A 19500-nucleotide genomic window follows, 5' to 3' on the forward strand; every position below is an offset into this window, starting at 1 on the left:
CGGTCAGCCCGCCGAGGGCTTCGCGGGCGGCGCCACCTTGTCCATCGGCTCGGTGGTCACCAGCTCCGGCTTCGCGGTGGCACCCTTCCCGGTCAGCTTCGCCACGAACATCGGCTGCAGCAGCGCGTGGTCCTCGGCCCGGATCTGCTCCTTGCCCTTCACCCCGTCGAAGCTCCAGCCCTCCAGGGCCTTCGCCATGGCGGCGGGATCGGCGGCGCTGCCCTTCTCCACGGCGTGCACGATCATCTGGGCCGCGGTGAAGCCGTCGGGGGTGAACAGGTCGGGGGTGCCGCCCGCCTTGGCCACCGATTCCAGCATGGCCTTCTCCACGGCGTTGCCGCCGCCCGCGCCGGGGAAGTAGTGCGCCAGGAACGAGACCTTGGAGCCTGCCGCACCGAAGACCGGGTACGAGGCGGTCCCGGCCAGCCCGGTGACCACCTTGGAGGCGCTCGGCACCCCCTGCTGGTCCAGGGCGGTCCACAGCGCGGGGGCGGTGGAACCGGCCCAGGCGACGAAGACCAGATCGGGACCGGCGGCCTTCACCTGCCGGGCGAACGGGGTCAGGTCCGTGGCGCTCGGCGGGGCCAGCACGGAACCCACCTTCGCGCCCTGGCCGCCGAGTACGGCCTTCACCGCGGCGACGTTGGCCTGGCCGAACGTGGAGTCCTGGGCCAGCACGGTGACCTTCTTGCCCTCGGCCCCGCCGAGCATCGCCCCGGCGGTGAGGATGTCCTGGTAGGACTGCCGGCCGGAGCGGAACGTGTAGGCGTTGATCCCGGTCACGGCGTCGGTGGCGGCGGGCCCGCTGACGTACAGCACTTTGTTCTGCGCGGCGAGTGGCGCCATCTGCAGGGCGACCCCGGAGTCCGTGGTCCCGGCCAGTACCTTGTAGCCCTTGCCGATCAGGTTCTTCGCCGCGGCGACCGCCTTGCCGGGGTCGCCCGCGTCGTCCTGCTCGGTGACCTCGATGCGGTGCCCGGCCACCTTGCCGGTGCCCTTCGTCGCGTAGTCCAGACCCGCCATGAAGCCGTCGCGGTACTGCTTCCCGTAGGCCGCGAGCAGCCCGGTCCGGGAGTAGACCAGCCCCACGTCGACGGTCTGGTCCTTCGCGCCCTTTCCGGACGCGGTGTCCGTCTCGCCCGCCTTGCCGGCGGCGGTGCAGCCGGTCAGCAGGAGGCCGGCGGCGGCCAGTGTGGCGAGTGCGGAGAGGGATCTGCGGTGGTGGACGGTGCCTGTGGTTCTGCGACGCATGGTGACCGGCTCCTCGGCGGGATTCCTGTGATGTCGCCGAACCGTATGAACCCCGCGCCGCCGTCGACATGGTGCAGGAGCCCCCACCTGAGGCGGTGTACATGTGGGGGCCGCACATGGGCCGGAGCCGGGGGCAGGGTGGCGCGGCCCGGGGGGACCGCGCTCCGTCACCGCCCCGTCATCCGTCCGGGCGGCTGTCCGTCAGGGCACCCGGCACAGAGATGTGAGGGGTATGCGTGTTCGCCAGGGGCTGTCCGCGGCGAGGTGCCGTGGCCGTCGTCGTGCGCCCGGCAGGGATGACGGACCGGCCCTCAGGGGGCGTCCGGCGTCGTCACGTCGATCAGCCGGCACACCGTCTCGATGTCTGTCTTCACCTGCGCGATCGACGCCCGCCCCGACAGCCAGGTGATCAGCGCCGAGTGCCAGGTGTGCTCGATGACCCGGACCGCGGACAGCTGCTCCAGCGTCGGGTGCTGGAGCCCCATCGAGTCCAGGATGATGGCCGTCGTGATCCGCGAGACGGTGTCCACTTCGGGACTGACGCTGCGGTCCGCGAAGGTCAGCGCACGCACCATCGCATCCGCCAGATGCGGTTCGCGCTGCATCGCGCGGAACGCCCGCATCAGGGTGTCGGCGACGCGCGCCGCCGCGTCGTCCCCGGCCGGGGGGCGCTTGCGCAGCGTCCCGTGCATGTGCTGGAGCTGGTCCTGCATGGTGGCGACCAGGAGGTGGATCTTGGAGGGGAAGTACCGGTACAGCGTGCCCAGGGCGACCCCGGCGGCCTCCGCCACCTCACGCATCTGCACCGCCTCGAAACCGCCCCTGCTGGCGAGCTGGGCGCTGGCGTGCAGAATGCGACGACGGCGGGCCTCCTGCCGTTCCGTCAGGGGCGGCGATGCCGGCTTGGCTTCCGCTGTCATGTGTCCCCATCCATGGCTTCTGTCCGCGACCGGGGGAGGCGTCTGGGCCCCGGCGGCGCACAGCATGCCAGGGTGCCCGGTGGTGGCGCGAATCACCTGATCCGGCCGTTGCGTCGACGCTACCTGCCGGTAGATTCGTAGCTCATTGAACGATCCAGTCTGAAACTTGTTCTAGATTAGCGTGAGCGGTTACGCTCCGGCGGACACGCAGTGAGAAGGGGGCCGAGTGTGACCGCTGAGGCCATAGAAGCGGGCCCCCGCGTGGGCGGCCACTCGTCGGGCAGCACCGACGGGCGACCCCTGCGCATCGCACTTCTCACCTACAAGGGCAACCCGTTCTGCGGTGGTCAGGGTGTGTACGTACGCCACCTCGGCCGCGAGCTCGCCCGCCTCGGCCACAGCGTCGAAGTGATCGGCGCCCAGCCCTATCCCGTACTCGACGAGGGCGTCCCGCTCACCGAGTTGCCGAGCCTGGACCTCTACCGCCAGCCCGACCCGTTCCGCACCCCCGGGCGCGGCGAGTACCGGGACTGGATCGACGCCGCCGAGCTCGCCACCATGTGGACCGGCGGTTTCCCGGAACCGCTCACCTTCAGCCTCCGCGCCCGCCGCCATCTCGCCGCCCGCCGGGGCGAGTTCGACGTCATTCACGACAACCAGACCCTCGGATACGGGCTGTTGGCGGATCTCGGCGCACCCCTCGTCACCACGATCCACCACCCCATCACCGTCGACCGGCAGCTGGAGCTGGACGCCGCGGGCAGCCGTCGCCGCCGCGCCTCCGTGCGCCGCTGGTACGCCTTCACCCGCATGCAGAAGCGGGTCGCGCGCCGGCTGCCGTCGGTCCTCACCGTCTCCGGCTCCTCCAAGCAGGAGATCGTCGACCACCTCGGGGTGCGGCAGGACCGGATCCACGTCGTGCACATCGGTGCGGACACCGACCTGTGGTCGCCCGACCCGAAGATCGCCGAGGTGCCGGGCCGGATCGTCACCACCTCCAGTGCCGACGTCCCGCTGAAGGGCCTAGTCCACCTCGTCGAGGCGCTCGCCGAGCTCCGTACCGAGAACCCGCAGGCGCACCTCGTGGTCGTCGGCAAGCGGGCCGAGGACGGACCGGTCGCGCAGGCCATCGAGCGGTACGGACTCCAGGGCGCCGTCGAGTTCGTCAAGGGCATCAGCGACGCCGAACTCGTCGACCTGGTGCGGAGCGCCGAGATCGCCTGTGTCCCCTCGTTGTACGAGGGGTTCTCGCTGCCCGCCGCCGAGGCCATGGCCACCGGCACCCCGCTCGTCGCCACCACCGGCGGTGCGATCCCCGAGGTGGCCGGCCCGGACGGCGAGACCTGCCTGGCCGTGCCGCCCGCCGACGCCGGGGCGCTGGCCGCCGCACTCGCCCGGCTGCTGGGCGACCCGGAACTGCGGGCCCGGCTCGGCGCCGCGGGCCGCGAACGGGTGCTGTCCCGGTTCACCTGGAAGCAGGCGGCCATCGGCACCGCGGAGCTCCACCGGCAGGCGATCGCCGCCCGCGCCGCCACCACGCACTCCGGCAGCCGTCGGTGACCCCGACGCCCGTCCTCGCCGTCCCGGCTCCCTGACCCCCCTCGACCCCCGACCGCGAAAGCAGGCATTCGTGCTGACCGTGGACTTCACCCGCTTCCCGCTCGCCGCAGGCGACCGAGTGCTCGATCTGGGCTGCGGCGCCGGACGCCACGCCTTCGAGTGCTACCGGCGCGGCGCCCAGGTGGTGGCACTCGACCAGAACGGCGAGGAGATCCGCGAGGTCGCGAAGTGGTTCGCGGCGATGAAGGAGGCCGGCGAGGCCCCCGAGGGTGCCACCGCCACCGCGATGGAGGGCGACGCGCTCAACCTGCCGTTCCCCGACGAGTCCTTCGACGTCGTCATCATCTCCGAGGTGATGGAGCACATCCCAAACGACAAGGGCGTGCTCGCCGAGATGGTCCGGGTCCTCAAGCCCGGCGGCCGGATCGCCATCACCGTGCCGCGGTACGGCCCCGAGAAGATCTGCTGGACGCTCTCCGACGCGTACCACGAGGTCGAGGGCGGCCACATCCGCATCTACCGGGCCGATGAACTCCTGGGCAAGATCCGCGGCGCCGGTCTCAAGCCGTACGGCACCCACCACGCCCACGCCCTGCACTCGCCGTACTGGTGGCTGAAGTGCGCGTTCGGAGTCGGCCGCGACGGCAAGGACGCAGCGCTCCCGGTCCGCGCGTACCACAAGCTGCTGGTCTGGGACATCATGAAGAAGCCGGCCGTTACCCGGGTCGCCGAGCAACTGCTCAACCCGGTCGTCGGCAAGAGCTTTGTCGCCTACGCCACCAAGCCGCACCTGCCCAGGGCCGCCGCCGCGGACGACCTTTCGAAGGCTGAGGCGTGACCACTCCCGAGCAGACCGAACACCTCGTGCTGCCCGGAGTGCTCACCGCCGAGCAGGCCACCGAGACCGTCGCCGCGCTGCTCGCCGTGCAGTGCGAGGACGGCGCGCTGCCCTGGTTCCGCGGTCACCACCTCGACCCGTGGGATCACACCGAGGCCGCCATGGCCCTCGACGCCGCGGGTGAGCACGCCGCGGCAGAACGCGCCTACGAGTGGCTGGCCCGGCACCAGAACGAGGACGGCTCCTGGTACGCCGCCTACCACGACGGCGACCCGGACCGGCCGACCGACCGGGGCCTGGAGTCCAACTTCTGCGCGTACGTGGCGGTCGGCGTCTGGCACCACTACCTCGCCACCGGCGACGACGCGTTCATCGACCGGATGTGGCCGACCGTCTACGCGGCCGTCGAATTCGTCCTGCGGCTCCAGCAGCCCGGCGGGCAGATCGGCTGGAAGCGTGAACCCGACGGCACCCCGGTCGACGACGCCCTGCTGACCGGCTGCTCCTCCATCCACCAGGCGCTGCGCTGTGCACTCGCCATCGCCGAACAGCGTGAAGAGCCGCAGCCCGACTGGGAGCTGGCGACCGGTGCGCTCGCGCACGCGATCCGCAACCACCCCGAGCGCTTCCTCGACAAGAGCCACTACTCGATGGACTGGTACTACCCGGTCCTCGGCGGCGCGCTCACCGGAACGGCCGCCAAGGAACGGATCGAGGAAGCCTGGGACCGCTTCGTCGTCCCCGGCCTCGGGGTGCGCTGTGTGCTGCCCAACCCCTGGGTGACGGGCGGCGAGAGCTGCGAACTCGCCCTGACGCTCTGGGTGATGGGCGAGTCCGACCGGGCGCTGGAGATTCTCCAGTCCATTCATCACCTGCGCGCCGAGGGCGGCATGTACTGGACCGGTTACGTCTTCGAGGGCAACCGGGCGTTCTGGCCGGAGGAGCACACCACGTGGACCGCCGGCTCGCTGCTGCTCGCGGTGGCCGCTCTGGGGGGCGACGAGGCGACCACAGCGGTCTTCAGCGGCGAACGGCTGCCGAAGGGGCTGGAGCCGGACTGCTGCGATGACGCTTCGCGCACCTGATGGTCCGCGTGGACCACTGAGCGCGCCCTCACCGGCGGGTCAATAGCGGCGGATGTGAACACCGGGTTGCCGCTTTCTGCGGCCTGAAACCCGGACGGCGCCTCCTGAGTGGCGCGGCACCCGGGCCGGGGCGAGCCTGGCCGGGAGTGCCAAACCGCGTCACTCTCCGCAGAACTCGCCGTGTGCCCGTCCAGGGAGGCCCGCTGTGCCCAGTTCCGTACCGCTCCGCCGTCTGTTCGTGGCGTTGCTGCTGTCCTGCACCGTGCTGGTGGGCGCCACCGCGTGCGGCAACGGCTCCGGCAAAAGTGCGAGCTCCTCCCCGGCCCCGAGCGGTACGGCGTCGCCGGAGAAGCAGAAGCTCGCGAAGACGCGGTTCGTCGCCAATGCGGGGCTCGCGGCGGGGGCCACGTATCAGTGGATCGTGAAGCCGTACCGTGCGGGCACGTTCAAGAAGGGCGCCGACGGGCGGAAGTTCGCACTGGTCAAGGCGGGGCTCGCGGGCGGGTTCGCCTACAGCCGGCTCAAGGCGGCGGCGGAGAACGCCAAGGGCGACCCGCTGCTGTCGAAGGCGGTCGCGCCGCTGACGGCGGGCATCGAGTCGCTCAAGGGGCTCGGGAACAAGCTCCGCACGGGCGAGGCGGGCGCGGGGGACGTCGGTGCCTTCGAGAACGTCATCAACGGCATCAAGGACGCGGGCAAGAGCGCGGGCGCCGAGGTGAAGGACAAGGTGCCGTCCGCCTCCCAGCTCGGCGGATAGCCGGATGTGAGCAGAGGGACGGCCGCACTAGGGTGCCGCCATGACACTTCTGGCACATGATCGCTACTGCGACGAAATCGTCCGGCACCGGGAGTTGATCGACTTCTGGCTGGAGCGTGCGACGTTCCGCTGAGGCGGGCGCTCAGGCGCTGTTGAGGTCTGCCAGTACGCGCAGGGTGTGTGGGTCCGGCGCCGCGACCAGCAGGTCGGTCACCGGGCCCTTGCGCCACAACTCCAGCCGCTCCGCGATCCGTTCACGCGGTCCGACGAGCGAGATCTCATCGGCGAACGCGTCCGGCACGGCCAGCACCGCCTCCTCCTTGCGGCCTTGGAGGAACAGCTGCTGGATCCGCCGCGCCTCCTCCGCGAAGCCCATCCGTGCCATCAGGTCGGCGTGGAAGTTACGGGCGGCGTGTCCCATCCCGCCGATGTAGAAGCCGAGCATTGCCTTCACCGGCAGCAGGCCTTCCGTGACGTCGTCACAGACGTGCGCGCGGGCCATCGGCGCGATCATGAAGCCGTCGGGGAGCTCGGTCAGCGACGCCTCGTACACATCGGTCCGCAGCGGCGACCAGTACAGCGGCAGCCAGCCGTCCGCGATCCGGGTCGTCTGTGCGATGTTCTTCGGGCCTTCGGCACCCAGCAGTACGGGCATCTTGGCCCGCAGCGGATGGGTGATCGACTTCAGCGGTTTGCCGAGCCCGGTCGCGTCCGGACCGGTGTACGGATGGGAGTGGAACCGCCCGTCCAGCTCAACAGGGGACTCCCGCCTCAGTACTTGCCGGATGACCTCGACGTACTCGCGGGTGGCGGTCAGCGGGCTCTTCGGGAACGGGCGCCCGTACCAGCCCTCCACCACCTGGGGCCCTGACAGTCCGAGCCCGAGCATCATGCGGCCGCCGGAGAGATGGTCGAGCGTCAGTGCGTGCATGGCTGTCGCGGTAGGGGTGCGCGCCGCCATCTGCGCGATGCCGGTGCCCAGCCGGATGCGGGAGGTGTGCGCCGCGATCCAGGTCAGCGGGGTGAAGGCGTCGGAGCCCCAGGCCTCCGCCGTCCACACCGAGTCGTAGCCCAGCCGTTCCGCCTCGCGGGCGAGCTCCAGGTGGGCGGGGTCCGGGCCGCGGCCCCAGTAGCCGAGAGCGAGTCCGAGCCGCATACCGGTCCCTCCAGCCATATCGAACTGACGATACGTCAGATCACTTTGTACGGACGGAGAGTACGGCAGCGGCCCCCCGCCCGGAAGGGGCGAGGGGCCGCGGAGCGGAAGTGCTGTCAGCCGCGCTGGATGCCCGTGGTGTCCTGCAGAACGCCACGACGGCCGTCCTGGGTCTGGGCGATGAGGCCCGGACCGCGCTGCTCGACCGCGAGGTACCAGGTGCCCGGCGCCAGTTCGGCGATCGGGCTCGGTGAACCGTCCTCGCCGTACAGCGCGCGGGCCACCGGAACGGCGAACCAGAACGGCGTGAAGTCACCGGCCGGCGCGGCGCCGCCCTGCGGGGCCTGCTGCGCCGGCGCCTGGCTGGGGTCGGGCTGACCGGGCTGCGGCTGGGCACCGTACGGCTGGGGCTGACCCGGCTGCGCACCGTACGGCTGCTGCTGCTGGGCACCCGGGTAGCCGTACCCCTGGCCGGGCTGCGGCTGGCCGCCGTACGGCGCCTGCGCGGCCTGCGGGCGCGGGGCACTCATCAGGGGTGCCTTCAGCGCGGGAACCAGCGGGGCGGCGACCGCGCCGCCGGCCAGCACGAGCGAGGCGATCAGACCGAGGACGAGACCGGCACCGGCGTCGACCTGGCCGAGGTCGATGATCGTCCAGAAGATGTTCCACGCGGTGAAGACCGTGGCCGCGACACCGAACTGGCCGAGTTCCAGGCCGACGACCTTGCGGGGCTGGGGCTGCGAATGGGAGAGCACGATCAGTGCCGCACCGATCACCCCGACCAGGTAGACGCCGATCGCATTGCCCAGCGAGTCCCAGGCGTTCGGCGCGTCGACGAGGCCCTTGTAGGAGAAGAAATCGAGGAAAGAGGCGATGAACAGCACCACTGCTGCTCCGATCACCACGCCATCGCCTCTAGTGAGCGAGCGGATATTCACGTGAAGGTCCTTAGTCGGTCGTCTCGTCGGGGCGGTCGTCGCTGCCGCCGGTGCGGCGGGCACGGCGCGAAGCTCGGGGGCGGCTCCGCATCGTACGGATGAATCTATCGTCTGCCCGGGCGGGTTGTGTCCTGGCCCGGACCTTGGACGGTCATCCCCCCGAATAACCCTGCATAACCACCGCACAACCACCGCATAACTACATGTGCTTACCCGCGCAGGTAGGAACTGATGCCATCCGCAATGCCCTGTGCGGCCTTCTGGCGCCAGCCCGCGCTGGTGAGCAGGGCGGCGTCCTTCGGGTCACGCATATTGCCGCACTCGATGAACACCTTGGGCACCGTGGACAAATTGAGTCCGCCCAGATCCTTGCGGGTGTCCAGCCCCGTATTGCCGCCCACGTAATTGGAAGGCGCACTTCCGGTAGCGCGGACGAAGAGACCGGCGATCCGGGTGCCGAGATCGCGCGACGGTTCGACGATTTTCGAGGTGTCCGCCGCCCCGCCGCGCACGAGTGCGGGAAGGATCACATGGAAGCCGCGGTTGCCGACCGCGGAACCGTCCGCGTGCACCGACACGACCGCATCGGCCCGGGCGTTGTTGCCGATCCGGGCCCGCTCGTCGACACACGGCCCGTAGGGGCGGTCGTTGTCGTACGTGAGGACCACATCGGCGCCCTGCGCCTGCAGGAGCGCCCGCAGCCGGTGCGACACGTCGAGGGTGAACTCGGCCTCGGCGTAACCCGAGTCGGTGGACGTACCGGTGGTGTCGCACTCCTTGTGCGTGGTGCCGATGTCCACCTGGCGGCCGATCTCGCGGGTGTGCTCGTGGTTGCGCGGGTTGTGCCCGGGGTCGATCACGACCGTCTTCCCCGACAGCGGCCCGGACACCGTGCGGCTCGCGGACTTCGACGGGGAGGGCGGCACCGAGGTCGTCCTCGCCGCCGGACTGCTCTTCGCGGGCGAAGGCGAAGGCGACAGGGACGGCGGGGACGACGTGCCACCACCGCCCTCGCGCGGCTGCGCTGCCGCTCCACCACCACCACCACCACCGCCGCAGCCCGCGATCAGGCACACGCAGCCCAGCGCGGCAGCGGCGAGCAGGGTCCGGCGGCGCCGTGCAGGGCGCGCGGTGGGAGGAACGCTGGTGTCGTACGGCACGTCGCGATGCTATCCGGCGGCTCAGATCCCCGTTCCGGTACGGCGCAGGACGCGCAGCGAGTCCGTGACCGACACCTCGGTGAACGCCCCGGACTCCAGCGCCCGCAGATACACCCGGTACGGCGCCTGACCACCGTGCGCGGGATCGGGGAACACGTCGTGGATCACGAGCAGCCCGCCCTCGGCGACATGCGGCGCCCAGCCCTCGTAGTCACCGTTCGCATGCTCGTCGGTGTGCCCGCCGTCGATGAAGACGAAGCCGAGCTGCCCGCCCCAGACGGCCGCGACCTGCGGGGACCGCCCGACGAGCGCCACGACGTGGTCTTCGAGGCCCGCCGCGTGCAGCGTGCGGCGGAAGGTCGGCAGCGTGTCCATCCGGTCGACCTCCGGGTCCACGACGGTCGGGTCGTGGTACTCCCAGCCGGGCTGCTGCTCCTCGCTGCCCCGGTGATGGTCGACGGTGAGTGCGGTCACACCGGCCGCCCGGGCGACGTCGGCGAGCAGGATCGTGGACCGCCCGCAGTACGTCCCGACCTCCAGCAGCGGCAGACCGAGCGCGGCGGCGTCGGTGGCGGCCGCGTGGAGGGCGAGCCCCTCGACCACCGGCATGAAGCCCTTGGCCGCCTGGAAGGCAGCGAGAATCTCCGGCTCGGGCTCGGCGGCCACGGGGTTCCTCCTGGTCGTACGGGAATGAAACGGCGCCTCATCGTGCCGTATGGGCAGGTCGGCGGTGTCGGCGGGGGTGGCTTGCGCCGACAGGGTCGACACCCGGTGCGGCCGCAGGAGCGGTGGGCCCGCCGGCCCGCCGCTCCAAGGGTGTTCCGGCGCGTCAGCGGGTGAACGTCAGCCGACGTACCGATCGACCGCATCAGGATGTTCGGACCGTTGGCCGCACCCGTCTCGGCCGAGGTCCGCAGATCGACCAGCGGGTCCGGCGGCGGGCAGCACTGACCGCCAAGTGTGTGCACGTTGAACGCTTCCGGAGGTCCGAGGGATTCCGGTGAACGCGGTACGAACAGGACAAGGTGCGGTACTTGGCCGGAACCGTGCGGCCATCTGACCTTCCGTCAGATTGGAACGTGTTCTACTCTTGCGCCGTTCCAGTGGCGCGACCGGCGAGGATCCGTACATGGGCATCGGAATCACCCAGGAGCAGCGGGAGTTGGCGCAGGCCGTACGGGGGTGGCTGGCGCGCGCCGTACCCCCGGACGAGATTCGCAAGATCCTCGACGCGAGCGCTCCTTCAGCACCCGGCGTGCGCCCCGGCTACTGGGGCGGTCTCGGCGAGCAGGGGCTGCTCGGCATCCATCTGCCCGAGGAGCACGGCGGAGCAGGCGGCACACTCCTCGACCTCGCCGTGGTTCTGGAGGAGGCGGGACGGGCCGCGCTCCCCGGCCCGTACCTGGCGAACGCGCTCGCCTCGGCGGTGCTGGGCGAGGCGGGCGGAAGCGACCTGCTGGGCGCCCTCGCCGCCGGTACCCGCATCGGCGCCGTCGCCCTCGGCCCCGGCACCCTCACCGTCGTGGAGGGCGAGGACGGTCACCTTCTCGACGGCACGGCTCCACCCGTGCTCTCCGGTGCCGACGCCGACCTGCTCCTGCTCCCCGCCGAATCGGCCGTCGGCACCCTCTGGTTCGCCGTCGACACCGCCGCCGAGGGGCTCACCGTACGCCCGCACCGCGGCGCCGACCCGACCCGCCCCACCGCCGAGGTCCGGGCCGACGGCGTACTCGTACCCGTGGACCGTGCCGTACGGATCGACTCCGCGGCCGTCCGTGATCTCGCCGCCGTCCTCCTCGCCGCCGAGGCGTGCGGCACCGCATCCCGGGCGCTGGACACCGCCGCCGCGTATGCCAGGGTCCGCGAACAGTTCGGCCGTCCCATCGGGCAGTTCCAGGGCATCAAGCATCTCTGCGCCGACATGCTCGTCCGCGTCGAACAGGCCCGCGCCCTGGTGTGGGACGCCGCCCGCGCGGCGGACGAAGCCCCGGAGGTACGGGGACTGGTCGCCGCCCTCGCCGCGGGCACCGCGCTCGACGCCGCGTACAGCTGCGCCAAGGACTGCATCCAGGTCCTCGGCGGCATCGGCTTCACCTGGGAGCACGACGCCCACCTCCATCTGCGCCGGGCGCTCGTGGCACGGCAGTTGCTGGGGGCGGGGGACGCCCACCGGCTGCGGGCCCTCCGGATGGCCGAGGGCGGAGCGCGCCGCGAACTCGCCCTCGAACTCCCCGCCGAGGCCGACCGCCACCGCGCCGAGGCGCGCGAGGCCGTCGCCGCCGCCCAGGGGCTCGACCCGAAGGCCGCCCGCAGGGTCCTCGCCCCGACCGGCTACGCCGCCCCGCATCTGCCCGCCCCCTACGGTCTGGACGCCGGACCTCTCCACCAGCTCGCCGTGCAGCAGGAGTTGAAGGAGCAGGGAGTAAAGGTGAGTGATCTGGGGATCGCCACCTGGGTGGTGCCGTCGCTCCTCGCGTACGGGACACCGGACCAGCAGGACCGCTACCTCATGCCCACCCTGCGCGGCGAACTCCTCTGGTGTCAGTTGTTCTCCGAGCCCGGCGCCGGCTCCGACCTCGCCTCGCTCCGCACGAAGGCCGAGCGGACCGCCGAGGGGTGGCGGATCAACGGCCAGAAGGTATGGACGAGCGCCGCCCAGTGGGCCGATCACGGCATCCTGCTCGCCAGGACCGACCCGGACGCCCCCAAGCACCAGGGGATCGGCTACTTCCTCGTCGACATGAAGAACACCGAAGGCATCGACATCCGCCCGCTGAAGGAGATCACCGGCGACTGCCTCTTCAACGAGGTGTACTTCGACGACGTCCTGCTGCCCGCCGACGCCGTCGTCGGCGACGTGGGCGACGGCTGGCGGGTCGCCCGCAACACCCTCGGCAACGAACGCGTCCACATGGCCGACCAGATGACCTTCGACACCGGACTGGAAGCGCTCATCGCCCGCTCCGGCGAGCTCGACGGCACCTACCGGGCACGGATCGGCGCCCTCGCCGCCGAGGCACACGCGCTCGCCTGCATCGGACTGCGGACCACCCTGCAGCAGGTGTCCGGACTGGAGCCGGGCGCCGGAGCCTCGGTACGCAAGCTCGTCCAGACCACCCACCAGCAGAAGGTCGCCGAACTCGCCCTGGAACTGCTCGGACCGGCGGGCGCGACCGCGGAAGGTCCCGGGGACCGGGCCCTGCACGGATTTCTGATGTCCCGCTGTCTGACCATCGCGGGTGGCACCACCCAGGTTCAGCTCAATGTCGTCGCCGAGCGCATGCTCGGCCTCCCGCGTGACTGAAGGGACGTGACCTCTCCATGAAGGCGTACATCGTCGGTGTCGGGATGACGAAGTTCGAGAAGCCGGAGACACGCGACTGGCAGTACTGGGACATGGCGAAGGAGGCGGGGAACGCCGCGCTCGCCGACGCCTCGGTCGCCTACGAGGAGGTGCAGCAGGTCCCTGTCGGCTACTGCTTCCAGGCCTCCACGGCCGGCCAGCGCGCCGCGTACGAGCTCGGACTGACCGGCGTACCCGTCTACAACGTCAACAACAACTGCGCCACCGGCTCCACCGCGCTGATGCTGGCCCGGCAGTTCGTCGAGGGCGGCATCAGCGACTGCGTCCTCGCGCTCGGCTTCGAGAAGATGACGCGCGGGTCGCTGGGGAGCGGGTCCGACGGCGGAGCGGACTTCAGGACCTCGCCCGTCGCCCGGCACTACGGGATCATGGCCGCCGCCCACGGCTTCGAGATGTCCCCTCCCACCGCCCAGATCTTCGGCAACGCGGCCCGCGAACACATGGAGCGGTACGGGACGACCGAGGCGCAGCTCGCGGCGGTCGGCGCCAAGAACCACCGGCACTCGGTGAACAACCCGTACGCCCAGTTCCAGGACGCGTACACGGTCGACGAGATCCTCGCCGCCAGGACCATCCACCGCCCGCTGACCAAACTCCAGTGCTCGCCCACCTCCGACGGGGCGGCCGCAGCCGTCGTCGTGTCGGAACGCTTCGTCGGGAGCCACGGGCTGGAGGACAGGGCGGTCGAGATCGCCGCCCAGGCCATGACGACCGACACCGGAGAGTCCTTCGCCTCCGGCACCTGCATCGACGCCGTCGGACTGCCCATGTCACGCGCCGCCGCCCGGCAGGTGTACGACACCTCGGGGCTCTCGGCCGCGGACCTCGACGTCATCGAGCTGCACGACTGCTTCTCCATCAACGAACTCCTCACCTACGAGGCGCTCGGCCTGTGCGGCGAGGGCGAGTCCGGCAAGCTCGTCGAGTCCGGGGCCACCACCTACGGCGGCCGCTGGGTGGTCAACCCGTCCGGCGGCCTGATCTCCAAGGGCCACCCGCTCGGCGCCACCGGCATCGCCCAGGCCGCCGAACTCACCTGGCAGCTGCGCGGCGAGGCGGGCGACCGGCAGGTGCCCGGTGCCCGGGTCGGACTCGCCCACAACATCGGGCTCGGCGGCGCGGCGGTCGTCACGCTCCTGCGCCGACAGGCGGAGCCGGGTGCCCGGCCGTATACCGATGTACGGGGCGCAGGGCGCCTGCGAGTATGACCCTCATGGTTGACGTCACGGCGCCCACGCCCCTGCAGATCCGGCAGAAATTCCGCACCTGGGCGGTGGTGCTCGCCGCCTGCATCGGCCAGTTCCTCGTCATTCTCGACGTGGCCGTCGTCAATGTGGCGCTGCCGTCCATGCGGTCCGACCTGGGGCTGAGTGCCAGTCAGTTGCAGTGGGTCCTCAACGCGTACGCGATCGCGTTCGCCGGGTTCATGCTCCTCGGCGGGCGCGCCGCCGACATATACGGCCGCAAGCGGATGTTCCTGGTCGGGCTCGGCCTGTTCACCGCCGCCTCGCTCGCCGGCGGGTTCGCCCAGGAGGGCTGGCAGCTGCTCGCCGCCCGCGCCGTGCAGGGGCTCGGTGCGGCCGTGCTGTCTCCCGCGACCCTCACGCTTCTCACCGCCGCAGTTCCCGAGGGCCCGGCCAGGACCAGGGCGATCGGCACATGGATGGCCGTCGGCGCCGGAGGCGGCGCGGCCGGCGGACTGGTCGGCGGGGTGCTCACCGACCTCTTCTCCTGGCGCTGGGTCCTGCTGATCAATGTGCCGTTCGGCGTGCTCGTCCTGATCGGCGCCACCGTCTGGCTCGCCGAGAGCCGGGCGGGCGGGCGGCACCGTATCGACCTGCTGGGCGCGGTGCTCGTCACGGTGGGGCTGGCCACGGTCTCGTACGGCATCGGGCAGACCGAGCAGGAGGGCTGGACGGCTGCGGCCACCCTGGTGCCGCTGCTCGGCGGGGTGGCGCTGCTGGCCCTCTTCGTCCTGGTGGAGGCGCGGACGGCGGTGCCGCTGATGCCGCTCCGGGTGCTGGGCACGCGGGCGGTGGCGGCGGCGAACGTGGCGATGATCGTGATGGGGTCCGCGACGTTCTCGATGTGGTACTTCATGACCGTGTACGCGCAGTCGGTGCTGGACTACACGCCGATGCAGGCCGGATTGGCCCTGTTGCCCACCTCGTTGGCGGTCGTGCTCGGCTCGACGTTCGCGCCGCGGATCATGGCACGGGTCGGCGCGAAGAACCTCGTCCTGATCGGTCTGGCGATCACCGCCACGGGCTTCGGCTGGCAGTCCACGATGGGCGCGGACGGCTCGTACCTCACGTCGATCTGCGGGCCCGGCATCCTGATGATGGCAGGTGCGGGGTTCGCGTCCACCCCACTCGCCTCCCTCGCCACCTCGGGCGCGGCGCCCGGGGACGCCGGTCTGGTCTCCGGGCTGGTCAACACCTCGCGCACGATGGGCGGTGCGCTGGGTCTCGCCGTGCTCTCCACGCTCGCGGCGGCACGGACCGGGGGCGGCACCGGGGCGGAGGAGCTGACCGCAGGGTTCGCGCTGGCGTTCCGGACCGCCGGCACGGTCCTGCTGGGCGGACTGCTGCTGATGGCCCTGTGGCTGCCGCGCCACCGCTCGTCGCACTCCGGAAGATCCGGCCCGTCGGCCACGTCAAGCCCGTCGAGCCCGTCGACTCCGTCCCGCGCGTCGAGCCCGTCGGGCATGTCGAGCCCGTCCGGCGATTGAGGGCAGGGGGCGCCGGCCACGCCCGGCGCCCCTCCTGCGAACACCTCCTACAGCCAGCCCTGCTGCCGCGCCGCCCGCACCGCCTCCATGCGGTTCCGCGTCCCTGTCTTCCCGATCGCCGACGACAGGTAGTTACGTACCGTCGACTCGGACAGATGCAGCTTCGCCGCGATGTCAGAGACCGTCGCCCCGTCCACCGACGCGTTCAGCGCGTCCCGTTCCCGTGCCGTGAGCGGGCTGGGGCCCGCGCTCAGGGCGGCCGCGGCGAGGGCGGGGTCGATGACGGTCTCGCCGGTCAGCACCCGGCGGATCGCCACCGCGAGCTCCTCGACCGGGCCGTCCTTGACCAGGAACCCCGCCGCGCCGGCCTCCATCGCGCGGCGCAGATAGCCGGGACGCCCGAAGGTGGTGAGGATCACCACCCGGCAGTCCGGTACCTCCTCGCGCAGGTCGGCGGCGGCGTCCAGTCCGCTGCGGCCCGGGAGTTCGATGTCGAGGAGTGCCACATCGGGACGGGACAGCAGCGCGGCGTCCACGATCTCGTCCCCGGCGGCCACCTGGGCCACGACCTCGATGTCCGGTTCGAGCCCGAGCAGCAGGGCGAGCGCGCCGCGCATCATGCCCTGGTCCTCGGCGAGCAGAACGCGTACGGACTTGGTCGGACGGTGATCCTGCGGCATCTCGTTCACAGGCCCAGCGTATGGCTCGGGGCGGATCCGGCGGCCGCATCCTCGTCCGCCGGATCCGGCCCGTCCACCGGCAGTTCCGCGGTGAGCACGAAGCCGCGCTCCGGCCCCGGGCCCGCCCGGAGCGAACCGCCCGCCGCGGCGAGGCGCTCGGTCAGGCCGGTCAGTCCGGTGCCGCCGATGCCGGGCGTGGCCGGTGCGTCCGGGGCCGGTCCGCAGCCGTCGTCCGTGACCGTCAGCCGGACCCGTTCGGGTGTGCCGTCGACGACGAACGAGCAGGTGGTGGCGTTGGAGTGGCGTATGACATTGGTGACGGCCTCCCGTACCACCCAGCCGAGCAGCGCCTCGGTCTGCGGTGCGAGCGGCGGTCCCGAGCGGCGGAGCACCGGTTCGATCGCGGCGGCGGTCAGTGCGGACCGGGCCCGGTCCAGTTCGGTGGCGAGGCTCCCCTCGCGGTAGCCGGTGACGGCCTCACGGATCTCGGTGAGGGCCTGGCGGCCGACAGACTCGATGTCCGCGACCTGGAGGAGCGCCGCGTCCATGTCGCGCGGCGCGATCCGGCGCGCGGCCTCCGACTTGACGACGATCACCGAGAGCGTGTGTCCCAGCAGATCGTGCAGATCGCGGGAGAAGCGGAGCCGTTCCTTCTCCACGGCGGTGCGGGCCAGTTCCTGCCGGGTGGCCTGCAGTTCCATCACGGTCTCCGACAGGGTGAGGATCGCGGCGGTCACCGCGCCCGAGATGAAGGTGCCGTATCCGATGGTCCACGGGTCCGAGGCGTTGTCCCCGCGCCAGACGGCGACGAGGCCGGCGACGGCCGCGAGGCCCAACAGGCTGAGTATCAGCTGCCGGTGGCGCAGGATGACGCCGCAGGCCAACGAGAGCAGGGGGAAGAACAGCAGCCAGCTGCCGCCGTACCCGATCGCCAGCCCGAACGTGACCACGGCCATCACGGCGAGCAGCACGTACGACACGGGGCTCTCGCGCTTCTTCTTGTCGAACCCCCGGAACACCACGGAGATGTAGAGGGAGTTGAAGACAAGCAGCCCGAGACCGCCGATCCAGGGGTTCGGGGCCCTCCCCTGGAAGAGGTTGGAGAAGGCGCCGAGTCCCATCAGCAGCCAGGGCAGCAGCGAGTACGGTCCGGGCGGGCCGGGGCGCCCCTCCTCGCGGTGCCGCCTGCGGCGTTCCCGCCACGTTCCTGATCCGTTCCGGGACGTGCTCGCTCCTGTCACACGGTCCTCGCGGACCGACGGTACGAGACGACGGCGTACGCACCGAACAGCAGGAGCCACCCGGCGAGCACGGCGATCGTTCCGGCGGAGGGCGCGTGGCCGTCCGTGGTCGCCCAGCCCAGGTCGGCGAACCGGTTGGCGGGCGTGAACCTGCCGATGGAACGCAGCCATTCGGGAAGCAGGTCCAGCGGGAACCACAGCCCGCCGACGATCGCGAAGCCCATCAGACAGGCCACGTTGACGACTCCGGTGCCCTGCGGGGTGAGCCGGTAGCCGTTGCCGAGGCCGAGCAGGGTGAACGGCAGCGCACCGATCCACAGCAGCAGTGCCAGTGCGATCCACTGCCAGGCGTCCAGCCGCACCCCGTTGAGCAGTCCGCCGGCCAGCAGCACCGTCACGATCGTCGGCAGGACGGTCACCGAACCGCTGATCGCCCGGCCCACGACCGCCCGGGAAGGGGCGAGCGGGGTGACCCGCAGCTGTTGAAGCCAGCCGAGCGTCTTGTCGGAGGCGACCCCCGTACCGATCGACATGGCGGAGCCCAGCGCACCGTACGCGGCCATGCCGACCATCGACGCCGTCTTCCAGCCGTCGACGCCATCGCCCCCGCCGATGTTGGTGAAGAGCAGATACATCACTACCGGCATCCCGGTCCCGAAGATCAGGAAGAAGCCGTCACGCAGGGTCCTGCGCACTTCGAGCACGATGTAGCGGAACATCACACGGTCTCCCTCTCGGAATCGGTTGCGGGTGCTGCGGCGGCCGGTGCGGTGAGGGCGAGGAACGCGTCCTCCAGCGTGGCCCGGGAGACCTGGAGGCCACGGATCGTGCCGAGGCGGGCCAACTCCATGACGGTGGCGTCCGAATCGTCGGTGTGCAGCAGCGCCCGGTCCCCGGACACCTCGACGGTGACGACGCCGGGCAGCAGCTCCAGGCCCTCGGTCGGCCGGCCCGCCAGGTCGAAGGAGACGAGACTGCTGCTGGCCGAGCCCCTGATCGTGTCGGCGCTCCCGTCCGCGACGATCCGGCCGTGGTCGATGACGACGATCCGGTCGGCGTTCTCGTCGGCCTCCTCCAGGTAGTGCGTGGAGAAGAGGACCGTGTTGCCGCGCCGGGCGTAGGCGCGCATGGAGTTCCAGAACGCCCGCCGGGCCTCGACGTCCAGGGCGGCGGTCGGCTCGTCCAGGACGACCAGCTCCGGGTTGCCGGCGAGTGCGACGGCGAACCGGACGCGCTGGATCTGCCCGCCGGAGAGCTTGTCGATGCGCCGGTCGGCGTACGCGGAGACGCCCGCCAGGGCCAGCGATTCGGGGACCGGCATCGGGCTGGGGTAGGTGGAGGCGACGAACCTGATCAGTTCGCGGACGGTGACCCGGGGGATCGGCCGCCCGTCCTGCAGCATGGCGCCGACCCGGCCGGCCCGTACCGCCTGCTCGGGGGTGGAGCCGAGCAGCTGCACACCTCCGGAGTCCGGCTCGTTCAGACCGAGCAGCAGACTGATGGCGGTGGACTTGCCCGCGCCGTTGCGGCCGAGCAGTGCGACGGTTTCGCCGCGCTCGACGGTCAGATCGATCCCGTCGACGGCCCGCACGGTCCGCTCCGCCCGGCCGAAGGTCTTGACTGCCCCGGTGAAGACCACCGCGGGCCCGCTCCCCGTTGTCTTTTCCATGACATTGACGGTACGGAGCCGGGCCCGCACCCCGGCAGAGGCGCTTGTACGGACTCCGCGATGACAAATGTCATGGCCCGGGTGGGCGCCTGAACGGCCCCCGGCGGGCGCCTGATCGCCTGCCAGGAACTGAATCTGACGAGACGTCAG

At 71.3% G+C, this 19500-nt stretch carries 17 protein-coding genes; 7 read left to right on the plus strand and 10 right to left on the minus strand.

The annotated features are described in order from the left end of the window. Nucleotides 1–3 precede the first annotated feature (3 nt). The gene (locus ACWD6R_RS06200) at nucleotides 4–1251 is read right to left on the minus strand and encodes a substrate-binding domain-containing protein (RefSeq protein ID WP_451817641.1); all 1248 of its coding nucleotides are present in this window, start codon (nucleotides 1249–1251) and stop codon (nucleotides 4–6) included. Between the two features lie 311 nt (nucleotides 1252–1562). Next, nucleotides 1563–2171 carry a TetR family transcriptional regulator gene (locus ACWD6R_RS06205; RefSeq protein WP_451817642.1) on the minus strand — a complete coding sequence of 203 codons (609 nt, stop codon included), beginning with the start codon at nucleotides 2169–2171 and terminating at the stop codon, nucleotides 1563–1565. Nucleotides 2172–2399: 228 nt separating this feature from the next. Between ACWD6R_RS06205 and ACWD6R_RS06210 the strand changes: the two genes are divergently transcribed. From ACWD6R_RS06210 to ACWD6R_RS06225, 4 genes are all read left to right on the plus strand, one after another. Continuing rightward, on the plus strand, nucleotides 2400–3731 hold the full coding sequence (locus tag ACWD6R_RS06210) for a glycosyltransferase family 4 protein (protein WP_451817643.1): 1332 nt from the start codon (nucleotides 2400–2402) through the stop codon (nucleotides 3729–3731). Between the two features lie 70 nt (nucleotides 3732–3801). Further along, the gene (locus ACWD6R_RS06215; RefSeq protein WP_451817644.1) at nucleotides 3802–4569 is read left to right on the plus strand and encodes a class I SAM-dependent methyltransferase; all 768 of its coding nucleotides are present in this window, start codon (nucleotides 3802–3804) and stop codon (nucleotides 4567–4569) included. After that, a complete protein-coding gene (locus ACWD6R_RS06220) occupies nucleotides 4566–5654 on the plus strand; it encodes a prenyltransferase (protein WP_451817645.1) in 1089 nt (362 codons plus the stop codon). Before ACWD6R_RS06215 ends, ACWD6R_RS06220 begins: the two co-directional genes overlap by 4 nt. A 205-nt stretch (nucleotides 5655–5859) precedes the next feature. Next, a complete protein-coding gene (locus ACWD6R_RS06225; protein WP_451817646.1) occupies nucleotides 5860–6411 on the plus strand; it encodes a hypothetical protein in 552 nt (183 codons plus the stop codon). Between the two features lie 142 nt (nucleotides 6412–6553). Here ACWD6R_RS06225 and ACWD6R_RS06230 read toward each other — a convergent pair whose 3' ends face one another. From ACWD6R_RS06230 to ACWD6R_RS06245, 4 genes are all read right to left on the minus strand, one after another. Further along, nucleotides 6554–7567, minus strand: coding sequence for an LLM class F420-dependent oxidoreductase (locus tag ACWD6R_RS06230; RefSeq protein ID WP_451817647.1), 1014 nt, complete (start codon nucleotides 7565–7567; stop codon nucleotides 6554–6556). Nucleotides 7568–7683: 116 nt separating this feature from the next. Further along, nucleotides 7684–8505, minus strand: a complete 822-nt coding sequence (locus ACWD6R_RS06235; protein WP_451817648.1) for a hypothetical protein — start codon at nucleotides 8503–8505, stop codon at nucleotides 7684–7686. A gap of 209 nt (nucleotides 8506–8714) precedes the next feature. After that, nucleotides 8715–9665 carry an N-acetylmuramoyl-L-alanine amidase gene (locus ACWD6R_RS06240; RefSeq protein WP_451817649.1) on the minus strand — a complete coding sequence of 317 codons (951 nt, stop codon included), beginning with the start codon at nucleotides 9663–9665 and terminating at the stop codon, nucleotides 8715–8717. A 21-nt stretch (nucleotides 9666–9686) separates the two neighbouring features. Next, nucleotides 9687–10274, minus strand: coding sequence for a class I SAM-dependent methyltransferase (locus tag ACWD6R_RS06245; RefSeq protein WP_451817715.1), 588 nt, complete (start codon nucleotides 10272–10274; stop codon nucleotides 9687–9689). A gap of 520 nt (nucleotides 10275–10794) precedes the next feature. On the opposite strand from ACWD6R_RS06245, the gene ACWD6R_RS06250 reads away from it, so the two are divergent. The 3 genes from ACWD6R_RS06250 to ACWD6R_RS06260 are packed head-to-tail and all read left to right on the plus strand — an operon-like array spanning nucleotide 10795 to nucleotide 15760. Then, entirely contained in the window at nucleotides 10795–12969 is a 2175-nt protein-coding gene (locus ACWD6R_RS06250) for an acyl-CoA dehydrogenase (protein ID WP_451817650.1), read from the plus strand. 17 nt (nucleotides 12970–12986) lie between these two features. After that, nucleotides 12987–14237: a lipid-transfer protein gene (locus ACWD6R_RS06255; protein ID WP_451817651.1), complete on the plus strand. Its 1251-nt coding sequence runs from the start codon at nucleotides 12987–12989 to the stop codon at nucleotides 14235–14237. Then, the gene (locus tag ACWD6R_RS06260; protein ID WP_451817652.1) at nucleotides 14234–15760 is read left to right on the plus strand and encodes an MFS transporter; all 1527 of its coding nucleotides are present in this window, start codon (nucleotides 14234–14236) and stop codon (nucleotides 15758–15760) included. Before ACWD6R_RS06255 ends, ACWD6R_RS06260 begins: the two co-directional genes overlap by 4 nt. Before the next feature lie 47 nt (nucleotides 15761–15807). Here the strand turns inward: ACWD6R_RS06260 and ACWD6R_RS06265 are convergent, their stop codons facing one another. The 4 genes from ACWD6R_RS06265 to ACWD6R_RS06280 are packed head-to-tail and all read right to left on the minus strand — an operon-like array spanning nucleotide 15808 to nucleotide 19350. Continuing rightward, complete coding sequence (locus tag ACWD6R_RS06265; RefSeq protein WP_451817716.1) at nucleotides 15808–16440, minus strand: response regulator; 633 nt, start codon at nucleotides 16438–16440, stop codon at nucleotides 15808–15810. Nucleotides 16441–16445: 5 nt separating this feature from the next. After that, nucleotides 16446–17681, minus strand: coding sequence for a sensor histidine kinase (locus ACWD6R_RS06270; protein WP_451817653.1), 1236 nt, complete (start codon nucleotides 17679–17681; stop codon nucleotides 16446–16448). Further along, complete coding sequence (locus ACWD6R_RS06275; protein ID WP_451817654.1) at nucleotides 17678–18400, minus strand: ABC transporter permease; 723 nt, start codon at nucleotides 18398–18400, stop codon at nucleotides 17678–17680. The genes ACWD6R_RS06270 and ACWD6R_RS06275 overlap by 4 nt, the downstream gene beginning before the upstream one ends. After that, nucleotides 18400–19350 carry an ABC transporter ATP-binding protein gene (locus tag ACWD6R_RS06280; RefSeq protein ID WP_451817655.1) on the minus strand — a complete coding sequence of 317 codons (951 nt, stop codon included), beginning with the start codon at nucleotides 19348–19350 and terminating at the stop codon, nucleotides 18400–18402. The genes ACWD6R_RS06275 and ACWD6R_RS06280 overlap by 1 nt, the downstream gene beginning before the upstream one ends. Nucleotides 19351–19500 lie beyond the last annotated feature (150 nt).

This window comes from Streptomyces sp. NPDC005151 (assembly GCF_053599875.1).